At 51.2% G+C, this 16987-nt stretch carries 12 protein-coding genes; all 12 read left to right on the forward strand.

Features of this window, described 5'->3' with window-relative positions; genetic code table 11:
* Positions 1-136 precede the first annotated feature (136 nt).
* On the forward strand, positions 137-1159 hold the full coding sequence (gene fba, locus ACW73I_RS12370; RefSeq protein WP_458029684.1) for a class II fructose-bisphosphate aldolase: 1023 nt from the start codon (positions 137-139) through the stop codon (positions 1157-1159).
* A 189-nt stretch (positions 1160-1348) separates the two neighbouring features.
* Complete coding sequence (glnE, locus tag ACW73I_RS12375) at positions 1349-4219, forward strand: bifunctional [glutamate--ammonia ligase]-adenylyl-L-tyrosine phosphorylase/[glutamate--ammonia-ligase] adenylyltransferase (protein WP_458029685.1); 2871 nt, start codon at positions 1349-1351, stop codon at positions 4217-4219.
* 1305 nt (positions 4220-5524) lie between these two features.
* Positions 5525-5869: a hypothetical protein gene (locus ACW73I_RS12380; protein ID WP_458029686.1), complete on the forward strand. Its 345-nt coding sequence runs from the start codon at positions 5525-5527 to the stop codon at positions 5867-5869.
* A gap of 121 nt (positions 5870-5990) precedes the next feature.
* Positions 5991-8603 carry a heavy metal translocating P-type ATPase gene (locus tag ACW73I_RS12385; RefSeq protein WP_458029687.1) on the forward strand — a complete coding sequence of 871 codons (2613 nt, stop codon included), beginning with the start codon at positions 5991-5993 and terminating at the stop codon, positions 8601-8603.
* 117 nt (positions 8604-8720) lie between these two features.
* On the forward strand, positions 8721-9356 hold the full coding sequence (locus ACW73I_RS12390) for a hypothetical protein (protein ID WP_458029688.1): 636 nt from the start codon (positions 8721-8723) through the stop codon (positions 9354-9356).
* 19 nt (positions 9357-9375) lie between these two features.
* Positions 9376-9579, forward strand: coding sequence for a hypothetical protein (locus ACW73I_RS12395; RefSeq protein ID WP_458029689.1), 204 nt, complete (start codon positions 9376-9378; stop codon positions 9577-9579).
* Positions 9580-9758: 179 nt separating this feature from the next.
* Positions 9759-11975 carry a P-type ATPase gene (locus ACW73I_RS12400; protein ID WP_458029690.1) on the forward strand — a complete coding sequence of 739 codons (2217 nt, stop codon included), beginning with the start codon at positions 9759-9761 and terminating at the stop codon, positions 11973-11975.
* 29 nt (positions 11976-12004) lie between these two features.
* Positions 12005-12439 carry a hypothetical protein gene (locus tag ACW73I_RS12405; RefSeq protein WP_458029691.1) on the forward strand — a complete coding sequence of 145 codons (435 nt, stop codon included), beginning with the start codon at positions 12005-12007 and terminating at the stop codon, positions 12437-12439.
* Entirely contained in the window at positions 12436-13281 is an 846-nt protein-coding gene (locus tag ACW73I_RS12410) for an EcsC family protein (protein WP_458029692.1), read from the forward strand. The genes ACW73I_RS12405 and ACW73I_RS12410 overlap by 4 nt, the downstream gene beginning before the upstream one ends.
* Before the next feature lie 179 nt (positions 13282-13460).
* Positions 13461-14594, forward strand: coding sequence for a calcium/proton exchanger (gene cax, locus ACW73I_RS12415; protein ID WP_458029693.1), 1134 nt, complete (start codon positions 13461-13463; stop codon positions 14592-14594).
* A gap of 36 nt (positions 14595-14630) precedes the next feature.
* Complete coding sequence (cax, locus tag ACW73I_RS12420) at positions 14631-15692, forward strand: calcium/proton exchanger (protein ID WP_458029694.1); 1062 nt, start codon at positions 14631-14633, stop codon at positions 15690-15692.
* A 160-nt stretch (positions 15693-15852) separates the two neighbouring features.
* Positions 15853-16617, forward strand: coding sequence for a YbaN family protein (locus ACW73I_RS12425; RefSeq protein ID WP_458029695.1), 765 nt, complete (start codon positions 15853-15855; stop codon positions 16615-16617).
* Positions 16618-16987: the final 370 nt, after the last annotated feature.

The following is a 16987-nucleotide window of genomic DNA, read 5'->3' on the forward strand; positions in this document are numbered from 1 at the left end:
TCACGACTATGCGCCGCTCCTACGGATATCGCTGAACAGTTACTACAATCTTAAATTCAAGTAGCGCGCTAAAAAGCGCCTAATTCTCCGGCTTATAATAAGCTCATTACGATAACAACGCTAAGGAGAGCCGATCATGGCTTTAGTATCATTGCGGCAGCTTTTGGATTATGCGGCGGAACGGGGTTTCGGCATACCGGCTTTTAATGTCAGTAACATGGAGCAGGTTCAAGCCATCATGCAAGCGGCAGATGCCTGCGATAGCCCGGTCATCATGCAAGGTTCGGCCGGCGCGAATAGCTATGCCGGCGAGGTGTTTTTACGTCATTTGATCCTGGCTGCGGTTGAGCAATATCCGCAGATACCGGTCGCCATGCATAGAGACCACGCGCCGTCGCCGGATATCTGCGCTCAAGCCATTCGGTCGGGCTTTAGCTCGGTGATGATGGACGGTTCCTTACTGGAAGACATGAAGACACCTTCGTCTTTTGAATATAACGTAGCCGTCACCCGCAAGGTGGTTAGCATGGCACATGCATGCGGCGTATCGGTTGAGGGTGAAATCGGCTGTCTGGGTTCGTTGGAAAACAAAAATAACGCGGAAGACTTATCGGACCGCGCTCGTTTGCTGACCGATCCGGATGAGGCGCTTGAGTTTGTCCGGCAAACCCGAGTCGATGCCTTGGCCGTGGCAATCGGCACCAGCCATGGCGCTTATAAATTCAGCAAGCCCCCGAGCGGCGAAGTGCTGGTCATCAGCCGCTTGAAAGAATTGCAGCAACGCTTGCCGAATATGCATTTTGTCATGCACGGTTCCAGTTCCGTTCCGCAGGAGTGGCTGAAAGTTATCAACGACTACGGCGGCGATATTCCAGAAACTTACGGTGTGCCGGTTGAGGAAATTGTCGAAGGGATTAAATACGGCGTCCGTAAAATCAATATCGATACCGACCTGCGCATGGCTTCCACCGGCGCGATTCGCCGCTTTATAGCCCAACCGGAAAATGCCGCCGAGTTGGACGCCCGCAAAACCTACAAAGCAGCCAGAGACGCGATGCAAACGCTTTGCCAGGCTCGTTACCAGGCATTCGGCAGTGCCGGCCACGCCGGTAAGATTAAAGCGGTTCCATTAAGCCAAATGGCGAAGCGCTACTCATAAGGCAAGTACCGGCGAAGGCAACTCAGATACGATGCTGCGATTGATGGCCGATAAGCCGGCCTGCGTTGCCGGCCGCAAAGATCCGCTCAATTCAGACCATCCTTTTATTCGAACCGGTTGGCGCAATTAGGGTCTATTTTAATTGTTTGGTTATCATTAGTGGTTTAGCCTTAATTTCGGAACTTGCCTATGACCGTCCAAACATTGCTTGCTCAACATGCCGTGCATTTACCGGAAGCATTGCAAAGCGTAGCCATGGCTTTCGGCCGCCAGCTCGAAGAGAAACTGACGCGGGATGCATTGCGCATATTCGACAACGAAGCGTTTAGCCGTTCGGCCCTGAAAGTGGCTTGTTGTAGCCGGTTCGTCAGCGAAAGCTGGTTGCGCGATCCGAATTTAATAGTCGATTTAGTCGATTCCGGCGATTTGTTTTGCGCTTCTCGTCGAGAAGTGTATTCAAGTGCGTTGCGGGAAAATCCGGTCGATGCCGAAGCCGACCTTGCCAGTCAACTGCGCTTATTCAGGCGCCGAGAAATGGTCCGAATTGCCTGGCGCGATCTGGCCGGATGGTCCGATCTGGACGAAACGCTCGCCGATTTGACGGCCTTAGCCGAGGCCTGTATTCAAACCGCGCTGGATTTTTTCTATCGGCAAGCTTGCCGGCGCTGGGGCACGCCGACGCTTGCTAATGGAACGCCTTTCAACATGGTCGTGCTCGGAATGGGTAAGCTTGGGGCATGGGAACTGAATTATTCCTCCGATATCGATTTGATTTTCGCCTATGCCGAAGATGGGGTTTTGTCGGAGAAAAAAGATATTTCCTATAACGAGTTCTTTGCCCGCATCTGCCGTTCGCTAGTAAAAGCCTTGGACGAAACCACAAAAGATGGATTTGTGTTTCGGACCGACGTGCGTTTAAGGCCGTTTGGCGATAGCGGTCCTCTGATCATGAGCTTCGACGGCATGGAAAACTATTATTTGACCCAAGCCCGCGAATGGGAACGCTATGCGATGATCAAGGCCCGCCAGGTAGCGGGCGACATCAACACCGGCAAGCAATTGACGGCGATGATAAAGCCTTTCGTGTATCGGCGTTATCTGGATTACGGCGCCTTCGAAGAGCTGCGGTCGTTGAAATTCCAGATTAGCCAGGAATTGATGCGCAAAGACCGAATGGACAACGTCAAATTGGGCCCTGGCGGAATACGCGAGGTTGAGTTTATCGGGCAAGCGTTTCAACTGATACGCGGCGGACAAGAAAAAGCGCTACAACAGCGTGAAATTCAGGTCGTTCTGGAAGTGCTCGATGAGTTCGGGCTGATGACGGCCGACGATGTCGCCACGCTGAAATTCGCCTATCGATTTCTTCGGCGGGTAGAAAATCACATTCAAGAATATCAAGACAAGCAAGCCCATGATTTGCCTAAGCAGGCGTTGGCGCAGCAGATTCTGGCCTATTCGCTGGACTTCGGCGACTGGCATAGCTTCAAACGGGAGCTGGACGAGGTTAGAAGCAGTGTACATGCCATTTTCGACCAGGTGTTCAAGCTTAGCGAAAAGGAGATACAGCAACAGGCTACCCGCTTGGTCTGGATAGGTGCCGACGAAGAACAAGCATGGGAAACGCTGGTGGTTTGCGGTTACGCCGATCCTCAAGTCGTATACCGGGCGATTGTCGATTTCAAGATCTCTTATCCAATCAAGCGGATGACGCGCAAGGGCGCCGGTGTATTGGACAGGCTGATGCCGTTGTTGATCGAACGCGTGCCTTGTGTCGATAACCCGGATATCACATTAGGCCGGCTATTGGATTTGTTCGAGGCCGTAGCCGGCCGGAACGTGTATTTGTCGCTGTTAGTGGAAAATCTGGATGCGTTGACCCAGTTGATCAGGCTGGCGTCGGCCAGTCCGTGGATTTGCGATTATTTGGCGATGTACCCCATCTTGTTCGATGAGTTGCTGGACCCCGTCAGGTTGTTCGAACCCTTGAAAAAAGCCGATCTGATCGGGGATTTGCAGCGCGAGCTCGATAAGGTCGACCCTGGCGACAGCGAACAATTGATGATTACTCTGCGTCAGTTTAAGCATCAAAATGTGTTGAAGGTGGCAGCCGCCGATATTGTCGGCGCGATTCCGGTCATGGTGGTCAGCGACTACCTGACTTGGATCGCGGAGGTTATCTTGGAACAGGTGATGGAACGGGCTTGGCTGATGCTGGCCGAGAAGCACGGCTGTCCGCCCGAAACCGGCGTTACAAAATCCGGCGGGTTCGCCATTATCGCGTTCGGCAAATTCGGCGGCATCGAGCTGGGATATGCTTCCGATTTGGATCTCGTGTTTCTTTGCGATTGCGAAGACGCCGACGCGATGACAAATGGCGATAAACCGATCAGCACCGGCCAATTTTATTTGCGTCTCGGGCAAAAGATTCGTCACATTCTCGATACCAAAATGCTGTCCGGTGTGCTTTACGAAGCCGATTTACGCTTACGGCCGAATGGCGACTCCGGTTTATTGGTCGCCCATATCGATACCTACGAAGCTTATCTGCGCGATCAAGCCTGGACTTGGGAGCATCAAGCCCTGGTGCGCGGGCGATTCGTGGCGGGTGACCTCAAGCTGAAATCCGAATACGAAGCGATCCGGACCCGTATCTTGGCAATGCCTCGCAATGTGGCGGACTTGAGGCGGGAAGTAAGCGACATGCGTGCAAAAATGCGGGAAAGTCTTGCCAGCAAACAAGACGATGTATTCGATTTAAAACAAAGCAAGGGCGGCATTGCCGACATCGAATTCATGGTTCAATTCGGCGTGCTGGCGGAAACCGCTCGCAATCACAGCCTTGCGACTTATACCGATAATGTTCGATTATTGGAGAGTTTGGCCGGGCACGGCTTTATGACTAAGGACGATGCGGCTATATTGAAAAAAGCCTATTGCGCGTATCGCGATTACGGCCACCATCAGGTTTTGCAAGGCGAAAGCGCGATGGCTAGCGATGCCGAATTTATTGAATTGCGGGCGCAGGTCGACAGCATTTGGCATCGGTTGATGGAATAAGGCTTTGGGATTTCGCGGGAGCGCGTGCGCAATGCCGGCCCGAATCGGAAATGCTATAAGGCTTTGGCCAAAAACAATTTCCCGTTTTGCCGGTGCGAACCCTGGGGCATACCGAATGAGGAACGCCGTGAACCCTTCCGTGGGGGCTTGACGGCAGCGTCCTTGCTGCCGACACCCTCACTCGGTACGTCCCCAGTGACTATTGCCGTATCGGGAAGTTATTTTGGACGATATCCTAAGAAGCGTTCCTTCGCGCAAAAAGAGCCCCCAGCTTTGGGCAAAGTTGGGGGCTGTGGAGTGTCGTTGTCTTAACAACGAGGAGGCACAGAAAATCAAACTCGCGCGGGTTTAGCCTTGACGGCGTAGAGGTTGGTAGCCAAACAAGCCGTGCCGAATAAAGCAGTCGACAATATGAACTGTCCGGAGACTAAGGCTAAAAGGCCTGACGTAAAAAATGAACAGCTGATTAGCTTGTTTGCCGTAATTTTGTTGTTCATCGCAAGCTCCTTATCTTGTGGGGCCGGTCGGTTTCGAAGTTGGTTTAACTGTAGTTCATTGTTTTTCAATTAACAATTGGTTGTCTTGCGCATTTATTGTTTCTTTTTTTAAAACAAAAAATGATGATGCAGGTGAGGGAATTTGATGTACGATGCCGGGATGGCTGAAAAAAGAGAGTGGGTGCTCTGTGATCGAGCTTTGGATGGTGTCTGACGGTTATTATTCGGCGATAGTCGTGAATTTTGAAAGCGCTTCGATGTACTTTGGCGTTTCATTTTTTGACCGAAAAAACCGATTTATATTCCTTTTAGCCAGAGCTGTGATGGCTTTATGGGACGAGTATTCCGGCAAATGTTTTTATCAGCAACTAGTAAAATATCGATAGTGCGCTACCTTAGTCGTCAAATCATTTGGTAATAGTGCTGCAACATAAGTTGAATATAAATGAGGCCGGTCAAACGAAGCCGGGCAACAGCGCATAAAATTTAGCTGCGGATAACTTGGATTTTTTTTTTTTTACAAGCGTTTAGAAAAACGCCTCAGATTATTCAAAAAATGTACTGTCGATTAGATCCATTCTGGTGTTTACAATGTACTGTCCGCACGATTAGAATCTTGGACCGTACGCGCCGAACTGCCCGTCAATAAAGGTGTATGGCAAATAGACCTTTGCGATGGTGCGCTTATTTTGACCGGTAGTGACATCAATAACGGGATGGAGTATTTTTCAACTGCTGCAGAAAAGACAGCATGTTGGGTCGTACATGTGTTCGGATCTCTTTCTTACAGAAAACAGGAGTAAATGAAATGGCCTCAAAAGCAGGTGTAAATGAACAAGCCGATCCATTGAAATCAGTCGCCGACGCGGTGAAGGATGCCGCTCATTCGGCAACGGAAGATGCGACGAGAGCGAAAGAAAAGCTCATGGGCGTGAGCGCCGGTGTCGGTAGTTCAGTTTCCCGTTTTGCCTACACGACTTCTTACATGCTTTCCTACGGTGTAGTCTACGCAACAGTCTTCGTGGCTAAATCGGTGCCGCAAGATAATCCGATTGTAGAAGGTTTCGTCGATGGTGCGCGTGCCGCGGTCGAAGCCGTCAACGAAGCGAAAGGCTTGAGCATCGAGTCGATCGGTTCAGTAGCGCCGGCTTAGGCCGTCGCAATAAAAATAGGCAGCGAGCGCACGGTAACTTGTTTTAATCGTGTATGAAGGAACCGGCGGGCTATCGAACAATCCGAAAAGATAGTCCGCTCCATTCGGGAGTATTAAATTTATGTATAGCGATAGCCGCTTTGAATCTGGTTCAAAAGTCGATGCATCGGTCCCTGTCGATATATCAATTTCGTTTCCTTCCTCGGGGTTGATACGTTTCCAAAGCCACGCTTTGTTTGCCGAGCCTGAGGGTGAGCAATGCCGGCGTTTTCTTGAACGCGCATTCGCAACAAAGACGCTTAATGGCGCTAAATTGAACGGCGTTTCGATACCGACGGCCGAGTTTCATTTCGATGCCGGCCGACATGCGTTACGCGACGTTTTGGATGGTTTGGCACAATGTCTATCGGGCGAAGGAAGTTCCACGGCCGGCACAAAATCGGAACAAGGTAGTTCGATGGTCCCATCGGTCGCTCCGTCCATCACCGCGCGCGACCGGCATGGGGTCATTCATTACCATCGTTATGGACACGTCGTTACCGGTTTCCAAGTCGTAGCGGAACGTGCCGGATTCATGAAAGTCAAAAATCCGGTGCTGTACCGTAAGTCCGGGCTGTGCCAGGCTATCGAGCGGGAATTGATGGCGGTGCTAGGAATTGACCGGTATAAGACTCACTCGCTCCAATGTTCGGTAACAGTGGAGTACGATCCTAGACGCCTTACCAGAATTCAGATTATCGAAATCCTGGATGGCGCGTTGGCCGCCGCCGAGCATCAAGCCGAATTAGATAAACTGGATCTGGATTTGGCCATCTGCACCGGATCGCTCGCGCTAGCGGGTGTCGCCCAGTTTGCCGCTCCGGCTTTGCTTCCGGTAGCCGCTGCCTTGTTTGCGTATACTACGATTCCGAGCTTTCAAGGTGCCTATGACGTTTTATTTAAGGAAAAGCGGCTAGGCGTCGACGTGTTGGATTCCATTGTCGTTTTGGGCTGCCTTGGCACATTGCAGGTTTTCCCCGGCGCGGTATTGGCTTGGTGCCTGTCCTTCGGGCGTATGCTGGTCAAAAAAACCGAAGACAATTCGAAAAGGATGCTGCTCAGCGCGTTCGGTAAACAGCCACGATTTGTTTGGCTTTGTCAAAACGGCGTTGAGACGGAAATTTCCTTGGACAAAATTAAGGCTGGCGACATTGTGGTAGTGCATACCGGCGATATGGTGCCGGTTGATGGGCATATCGTTGACGGTATGGCGATGATCGATCAGCATGCGCTGACCGGTGAATCTACACCAGCCGAAAAAGGTGTCGGCGATCGCGTGTTCGCATCGACCATTTTGGTCGCGGGCAAAGTTTACGTATCCGTTGAAAAAGCCGGAAGCGAAACCGCATCGGCCAAGATCAGTCAAATTTTGAACGACACCGCAGGATACAAATTGACATCGCAGAATAAAGGGGAGCGCTTGGCCGATACGGCGGTAGTTCCCACTTTAGCGGTGGGAGCGCTCGCATACGCGGCGATGGGGCCGCAAGGCGGCGTGGCGGTATTGAACAGCGACTTGGGCACCGGTATCCGGATGGCGGCACCTTTGGCCGTTCTTTCTTCACTTGCCTTATGTGCGCAAAAAGGGATTTTGGTTAAGGACGGCCGGGCATTGGAATTGATGAACGAGATCGATACGGTGCTGTTCGACAAAACCGGTACCTTGACACGGGAAAGGCCGGAAGTCAGTCGTGTCATTACTGCAAACGGATTCAAAGAAAACGAAATTCTAAGATATGCCGCCACTGCCGAACATAAATTCCATCATCCAATCGCGCTCGCTATCTTACATAAGGCCGAGGAACTGGCAATAGAGCTGGCGAGCACCGATGAGACGCAATACAAAGTCGGCTATGGCATTAGCGTCGGAATCGAAGGCCATACCATTCGTGTCGGCAGTAACCGCTATTTTGAAATGGAAGGAATTAAACTGACGCCGGAAATTCAGTCGGCATTGGACGAGGCCCATTTGGACGGCAACACCTTGATCATGGTCGGTGTCGATGATCAGTTAGGCGGTGCATTGGAACTGCAGGCTGCGGTACGTCCCGAAGTAAAAGAAATCGTCGCCGGCTTACGTGCCAGAGGCATCAAACATCTTGCGATTATCTCGGGCGATCACGAAGCGCCTACCCGTAAACTCGCCGAGGAATTGGGCATGGATCGCTATTTTGCGGAGGTATTGCCGGCGGATAAGGCCGAGTACGTCGAGAAGCTGCAGCAGGAAGGCCGCAAAGTTTGTTTTGTCGGCGACGGCATCAACGATTCGATTGCGCTCAAACAAGCCAATGTTTCGATTTCCCTGCGCGGAGCGACGTCGATTGCCACCGATACCGCGCAAATCGTCTTCATGGAGCAGGGTCTAAGCAAGTTGTGCGAATTGCGCGATATCGCCCACTCGATGGACAGGAACGTTCGCAATAGCTGGACCATGATCTTGATTCCGAACATTCTTTGCGTGGCAGGGGTATTCACGATGGGCTTCGGGATCGGAGCCTCGGTATTGACCAATAACGTTGCCGCGATCGGTGCTCTTGCCAATGGCGTTTGGCCGATGCGTAAGGTGGCTCAACTGGAGGCCGAACGCAGACATCGTTTGGAGCTCGAACTCAAGCAAAGCGGGTATGTCGCGGGACAAGGTCATGCTGCGGCTGCCTCGGAGCTCGAAGGTAAAGATGAAGCCGTATTAGCATGACGCTTACCTAAAAGTTGTAGGAGAGCAGCAGTTTTTTACAGCCCAGGCTCAACGATCGAAACGTGGAAGAAGACGGCACGTTGGCGTATTGTTGAGTCTATCCTTTGAGGAGAAACAATGGAAACCCAAAAACGTCAGCCAAAAACGACCGGATTGAGAAGGCGGAGCCAACAAAAGGAAGGGCAGCCAACCGGAGAAACAAGCGCGCCAACCCAAGACTTGGCGGCCTCCGCGACAGCATCTTCTCAGGCTGCCGAGGCGCCGTCCGGGTCGGCCGCTTCTACCGAGCTGGTTGCTTCGGAAGCGGAATGCGCTGAAACACAACCGCGCTTTCACTACTTTATCATTGATGCCGGTTGGAAATCCCATTCCGCCAGAGTGTTGCGCGAGAACTTTCATATGATCCGCGAATTCGAAAACCACGATGTGTTATATGTTCTCAGCCGCGAACAATCGATCGAGCTGATTCGCGCCAACCCGGTGCTTCTTGGCAAAGATCCTATTCTACTGGTGCATGATTTGCATGCCAAAGGCGGGCGTGGAGCTTCCGGCTATCACGGCTTCCGGCTTTGCCTCGGCGCCATCAAGAATCCGGAGCAGGCTTTGAAAGCATTGCAAGAGTTTTTACGCTTTATTTCGGATCATCGGAAAAGCCCCAACATCGAAAAAGATTTGCAGAGACGACTGCACCGTGATGGTTTGGAAGGCGCAATTGAGGTCATTCGCGAAGGTGCGAGCGAAATGATGGCATAAACCAGAGAGGAACACAGTGATGGATAGAATATCAGAGGTTGTTGGGTTGTTTTTTGCCGCGACGATGATCGCTGCCGTCGGCTTCGAGATCGATAGACGGCGGAAAAAGCTGCGTGAGGTCTATGATGTGCTTGACAGCGAAACCAAAAATATCGCGGTCCAATTGGAGCACATGGTGGACAGCGCAGCACTCAAGCCCTATAAACAAGATTTCATGCCGTGAGACAAATTTCTTCAACAAAAATCGCCGATCCGTTGATTCAGTACGACGGAGAGTCTCTAAGTATTAAATACGATCGTTTGTTCAGTTCGGAAAATATTCGGCTATCCCGTTTTATTGCACGGAGAGTATTTAGCTTTCCTGAAGTTTTCTCGATCTCTATTGACCCATATGAACACTCTGTGGCGGTTAATTACCAGTTGGGGAATCGCAGCGTACAGGACTTCGTTGTTAAGCTTGCGGAAGCCATTGAAGGGACGGGAACGGAAATAGAGGACTCCGGCTTGCCCCAATGGGCTATGGACGAACCGGTAACTCTGCATCGATTCGAAGGCTTGGTTTCCAGATGGCAAATAGCGAGTAAAAGTCCCGGCCAGGTGCAATTGCGCCATCCGGTGCTGAGCCAAGACACCAATTTCGGACGTCGCGCCGAACACGTTTTGCGTTCTATTTCCGGCGTCACAGAGGTGACGGCAACAGGCACAAAGGGTAATCTTTGGATACGGTACAGGCCGGAATTAATCGATGTTAAAGGCTTGCTAAGTATTTTGGATTCAAGATTGGTCTGGTCGAGGCAGTCGTCTGCGGCACTGCAACCGCAACCCGTTGATTTCCGGTTGACGAATATCACTGTGGGAGTTGCGACTGCCGGTGAGCTACTGCTGCCTTTGGCGGAAATATTGGGTGCAGGGTTATTGGTAGTCGGGCAATCGAATATAGTGCGTGATGCCGCCGTGCAGTTGCGGCAAGGTAAAGTCGGAACGCCGGTATGGTTGACCGCTTTGCTGATGTGCTCTATCGCCAGCGGCCAGGTACTTGCCTATGCATTGACGGATTGGTCTTTCCGCTATTGGGCTCGCCGGCATCGGCGCGACCTTGTGTCGGAAAGTCGAATACTCATTGACGAAGTGGCGCCCGTTCCGAATCATGCTCGAATTCAGACGAATGAGGGAATCGAAGTATGGACGCCGGTTGAAAAAATTAGCGCTGGGCAAGCGCTAAATGTGCAGATCGGTGACGTAATTTCCGTCGATGGACGGGTGACGGCTGGTGTCGCCTTGGTGCATGAAGGCGCGGCCGGTTGGATGCATGGGCCGGTAACGAAGAAGGTCGGGGATCTTGTTTTTGCCGGAAGCACGGTTTTTCACGGCAAAGTAGAAATCGAGGTCTTGGGCTCCGGACAAAATACACGTAACGCCCGGATGGCGCAGGCCTTGCTTCAAACTTGCACATCGTTGCAGGTCCACCCCGATTTAAAACAACGGTCCGAAGTATTGGTCGATCGTACAGTTCCTCCGATCCTGGCGACCGCCGGTGTCGGTCTTGCAACAGGCGGCCTGTTCACGGCCGGCGCGATCTTACACCAAGACTGGCTGAGCGGAGCGGAACTTACCGTACCGATCGAAACGTTAAGAACCATCCGTCTGGCGGCCAGAAAGGGCGCGATCGTTCTGGAACCGACGGCGATTGCCAGATTGGCGGAAAGCAACTTCGTCGTGTTGGATGACAGGCCGGCACTATTCAAGCGGGAACTTGAGCTGTATAGGCTGCAAAGTCGACTTCCGGAATCGGAAACCGATGGTCTGTTGCGATGCGTGGCCGGTGCCGGACTTTATCTTGGCGATGAGCGCGCGTTTGCATTGGCGGCAGCCTGCCAGCAGCGCCGGTTGCTAGTGCGGCAGCCTGAACTGCTCGGGCTTGAGGAAAATTTTGTATCGGTTCGACAGGGCGCTCAAACGATTACCTTAAGGAGTTGGCCCGAGGTGTCGGGCGAACCCGCACCTCCTTTGACAGTTGAAATCGACGGCATCGAGACGGCTTCATTGCAATTCAAATACGGTATGCAAACGCGCGCGGCCGCAACGGTTCGTCGTCTGAGAAAGCAAGGGTTTCAGGTCTTTCTGGCGTCGGATCGTCCTAACGATGAGGCGAAAGAAGCTGCGAGTTTGCTTGGAACCGATCTATTCAGTGGTGATCTTTCAGTCGACGAACAAGTACGTTTTCTACAAGGGCTTCGTCGCCGCGGTCTTAAATCGTTGTATGTCGGTGATTTCGGTGCCAGTCCGGAACGAGCAAGGGAAGCGCATGTGTCCATTTCTCCCAGCGGGTTTGGCCTGTCGCAGCGAGAATCTGCGGATATCGTGCTGACCTCCGACGCTATCGATTCCTTACCCGAAATTGCGATTTTGGCCCATGCATATCCCGCGCGGATTAAGGAGACCTGCCGCCGAGCTATGATCCCTAATTTGTTATGCGTAGCCGGTGGATTCGGTGGCGTTTTGAATGGTGTTACCGCCGGAATTCTAGGCAACGTGGCGGTACTAAAAGTGTATCGACAGGCAACCGAATCGCTCAAATCGATTGATGAAACGCATGATTTCAGAAGAATTCAGTTCTAAGCCAAACTCTTCCAGGTTTTAGATTAAAGATGATGACCTCAAATTCGACCAATACCGTTGATAATACCGCTGCCGATCCGGCTAGTGCTTTGAATGAAGCGGAAGAAGACAGCTCATCCGAGGCCAGAACAGGATCTTCTGTGGTGATTCATAGGCCTGAGGTCTTAGGTCCGGAAGAGCAAATGGAAGACGATGCAGTGGTTGAACGCGTTGGAAAACTTGAGCACGAAGTCGGTTGGATATTGGTAACCGCCGGCGCGATCGGAATGATTGTGCCGGGTATTTTGGGGACTCCGTTTTTGCTGATGGGGGCCTTTGCGCTTTGGCCCGGTAATCGAAAACGCGTGGAAAAGTGGCGACAAGGCCATACACCAAAATTTTTCCATGGCAGCATGAAGCAGATCAATCGTTTTCTTGACGACCTGGAGCGGCGGTATCCTCGTAACCCAAAGGATGGAAGATGACTGTGGTTGTTTCTAATGAAAGTCCCGAAGCCAGGATATTGTTGACTGAATACGAAGCTGAACAAGGACGCCAAATCGCAGCGTGGAAAGCGGAACGTCCTGGTGTTGCCAAACGGATGGTTCGAGCCATTACGCGCCCCATCAGCATTGCCGCAAATAAAGTGTTGCCGAAGAACGCCGTAGAAATGGCTGTCAGTACGCTCAACCGGATGGCGGGACAACTTGCCCGGGACGACAATATTTTGAAAGACCGTTTCGTCCTATCTCAAGGCGTTTCCTCGTTAGAGGAAATCGCTGTCAAACCGCTCAATTTTGCGGATATGCTGGCAGATCACGTGATTGACGATGCGAGTCATATCGCGCTTGGAATGGGGGCGGTAACGGGAACCGGCGGGCCGGTCGCTGCGGCCGCCGGCATCCCTGTGCTTTTAGCCGGTGCATTGCGCGTGATCTACCGGGTGGCGCAGGCTTACGGCTATCAGATCGAGCAGCAAAGCGACAAACAGTTGATGCTTCATATTCTTGCTCTTTCGGCTTCCGAGAGTCCGGAGGAACGAAAGCTTGCGATGGATAACTACCAGCGCCAAATTGAGCATTCGTTCTTGAATCAAGCGGTCGAGGAATCGGCTAACAGGGCGTTGCAACGCGCGGTGTTGGGTTCCGAATTAGGTATGCTTATTCCGGGTTTCAGTATTGCATTCAATGCCTACTTGAACCGGGAGTTTGTCGCTAGAGCCGGCATTACAGCCAAGCGGGTATTTCAGGAGAGCTGGTTGCGGGACCGCGGCAAAGTTATTTGGATCGAACCTGCGTCCGGAAAGCTTGACGCGGGCGCGCCATAGAGTTCAGTTAAGAAAAACGGCGAATGAGCGGTGCGTTCGTCGCGCAGTAGTAGGTTGAGTTACAGGATTAATCAATCCAAAGCTCGTGTTCAGCACAAAGACCAAAGCACAAAATGACATGTGCCAGTGTTAAACAGAGTCGTAGATATTAACGTTTTGGAAAGACGGTAACCTCATAAATGAATTCAGTAAATGATTCCCGTATTGTGGTACGCAGTGCCCTTCTGAGTATCGACTACACGCAGTTTCCATGGATGTTGTTGTTCGTGCCCTTGTGTTTTGTGAGCAAGTGGCTGGAATTAGACCCTTTGCTGGTTTTTTTTCTTGCGGGTTTGGCCATTATTCCGCTAGCGACCGCAATTGCTAACGCAACCGAAAATATCGCCGGTACAGTCGGCTCAACGATGGGGGGCTTGCTGAATGCGACCTTCGGTAACATTACCGAGATGACCATATCGATTGTCGCTCTTTCCAAAGATCTGGCCGAAGTCGTCCAGGCTAGTATTAGCGGAGCCATCATTACCAATTTGCTGCTAGGCTTGGGACTTGGAATGTTTCTTGGCGGGTTGAAGCATCCGGAGCAACATTACCATTCGCGCATCAGTCGGATTAATTCTTCTTCGCTGAATCTCGGATTGGTGGTGTTGTTGACGCCTTCCGCGATGTTGTACACCTCGCCTGAGTTTCACGTCCCTAATATAAAAAATTTCTCCCTGATTGCAGCCTCTTTATTGTTGGGCTACTACCTGCTGTCGCTGCTATTTTCGATGAAGACGCATCGCCATATTTATGAGCTGAATCTGGATGATACGACGAACGGCGACACAGCCGAATTGGTAATAGGTGCGAGTCGGAACATGCTGTTACGGCAAATCTTCAAGCTAGCATTCACAAGTATCGTTTTGGTGTTTGTTTCCGAAGTCCTTGTCGACAGTCTGGAAGGAGCCATTCAATCTTTAGATTTAACGCCATTATTTACCGGCGTGATTTTGCTCCCTTTATTCGGAGGTGTGGTCGAATACATCGCCGTAATTACCTTCGCGCGGAAGAACAAAATGGATCTCGCCCTAAGCGTCGCGATGGGTTCGAGCCTGCAAATTGCACTTTTCGTGGCGCCTGTTTTAGTGTTGGTCGGACACTTTATCGGTCATCCAATGGATTTGGGATTCAAATCTTTTGAGTTGCTTGCGGTAATGGTTGCTGTGTTTTTAACAAATTCGATTAGCACGGACGGTCGCTCCAACTGGCTCGAAGGGGTTTTGTTAATCGTGACTTACGCAGTAATGGCCGTAGCCTTTTATTACCACCCCTAGTATCGGTTCAAAACTTATTGCTCAACGAGGTGCCTTGTGAATTTGAAATGGTTGTTAGTTTTTGTGCCGGTCGCTCTCCTTTCAGCTTGGCTCGAGGCGAATCCGATTTTCGTGTTCATTGTTTCGGCGCTCGCCGTTGTGCCTTTGGCCGGAATGATGGGAGATGCAACTGAAGTTTTGGCACGTTATCTGGGGCCCTCAGTCGGAGGTCTATTGAATGCGTCGCTTGGTAACGCGCCGGAAATTATCATCGGTTTTTTTGCGCTGAAACACGGTTTGGTCGAAATGGTTAAGGCTTCTATTTCCGGGGCAATCATCGGAAACCTTTTATTCGGACTGGGCGTTTCGATTTTAGCCGGCGGGCTGAAATCGCCGGAGAGGAATATAGAATTTAACCCGGCTTCAGTCCGAGTTCATGTGGGAAGTTTACTGCTGGCCGTATTCGGTTTGATTATCCCCGCGGTATTCAACTTTAGTACCGAATCGGAACATGAAATCAGCTTACACATCGCCATTTTACTTTTTCTGTTTTATCTAATGAGTATTGCCGTCACTCTCATGAGAGGTACGCAGGAGGATGAAACCGAGTGGGAGGAAGAAAGTGCAAGCGGGGAGATTAATTGGAGCCGGAACAAAGCATTAGGGTTTTTAGCCATTCTAGCCACAGGTTTGGCAATAATGAGTGAGATTATGACCGATGCCATAGAGCCTGCGGCCAAAAGCCTGGGATTTACACCGCTTTTTGCGGGCGTGTTCTTTCTGGCCATGGTAGGCAACGTTGCCGAACTCATCAACTCGGTCAGATTTGCACGACAAGGTAAGCTGGATATATCGATGAGTATTACCGCCGGAGGCAGTGCTCAAATCGCGCTGCTGGTTGTGCCTTTGCTGATGTTCTTCGGCTTGATGTTGGGACAAAACATGAATCTGTTGTTCTCGAAATTCGAGTTGGTTGCGCTGATTCTCACCGTGCTTGCGGTGGTTAACATGCTACAACTCGGGTCCGTAAGATGGGGTGCCGGTGTTTGGTTGATTATGGTTTATATCATGTTGGGTGTCGGTTTTTTCTATGCGCCGGCATCGACGTCCGCAGGCTAGAGTCTTGGGAATTATCCTTCAAACCGCCCGAATTTCTCTAATAGGCGCGTTCTGATAATTCGAATGCATCAGCGTGGTAAAGGCAACGGCGCCGTTCATGCCGGCTGAAATAGCTATCCGGCGGTCGGTTTTTACGAAAAAATTATAAGGTGTTGATTGTATGTCCTATCCCTATGTCGTTATGAGCGGAATCTGGACAATCCGGATTGATTTTCCCCGATTGTTTCAAGATATCAACGGCAGCTATGTTGACGAATTTTTGCAACGCGGTTTCGAATTGGAGGAAGTGGTTTCGATAGAAATCGATCGGTCGATCGGTTCGGCCTTCGTACATTTGCATCCAAAATCATCGCCGCCACCGATCGTATTAGCGCGATTGGGCGACAAGCTCGCTGCGAAACGAAGGAAAAATTGGGTTTCCGTGCAATATCCCTATTTTGATTGGCAGGAATCCTCCGGCCGGAGCATATACGCCCGTGCTCCGAAAACTGTTTCGGGATTACGTCGGCGGTTGTATGCGGGGCTCGGAATGCTGTCCTTCGGTTTGGGAGGGGTGGGTGTCGTTTTACCTTTGATGCCCACTGCGCCTTTCATTATTCTCAGTAGCTATTTTGCGTTAAAGGCTTCGCCTTCTTTAAATCAGCGTCTGCTTCAATCACGTTTGTTTGGGCGGATGATCAAAGACTGGTACATGCATCGTGCTATGAGACGCTCTACGATGCACAGGGTTGTGACTTTTATGGTAATCGTATTTGGCCTCACTTTCGGTCTGGCAAGGCCGTCCGGTGCCGCCCTGCCGACAATGTTGGTCATTTCGGGCTTGAGTTTCTGGTTTGTTTTGCGGATGCCATCTGTCGAAGACGAAAAAGTCTTACCAACGAGCCTCCTGCCGGTGCCTCCATTGCTCGCTATCACTCAGCAATAAAACTGAGCCGGCCCGGGTGCTTGGTCATCGCTTATTCACTTGTTTTTGCTTAGGATTTGGCCAAAAACAACTTCCCGTTTTGCCGGTGCGAACCCTGGGGCATACCGAATGAGGAACGCCGTGAACCCTTCCCATGGGGGCTTGACGGCCGCGTCCTTGCTGCCGACATCTTCACTCGGTACATCCCCAGCGACTATTGCCATATCGGGAAGTTATTTTGGACGATATCCTTAATTGGGAACAGCAAGCATTCCGAGCATCGGCGGCAGCGGTGCCACGGCACCGGTTTCAGTCGTATGTTAATGAGCCGGAAATATTAAAATTGCCCATCTTATTGTCATTCGCCGTTAACGGCACCGACATCAAGCAG

The organism is Methylomonas sp. MgM2 (assembly GCF_054172045.1).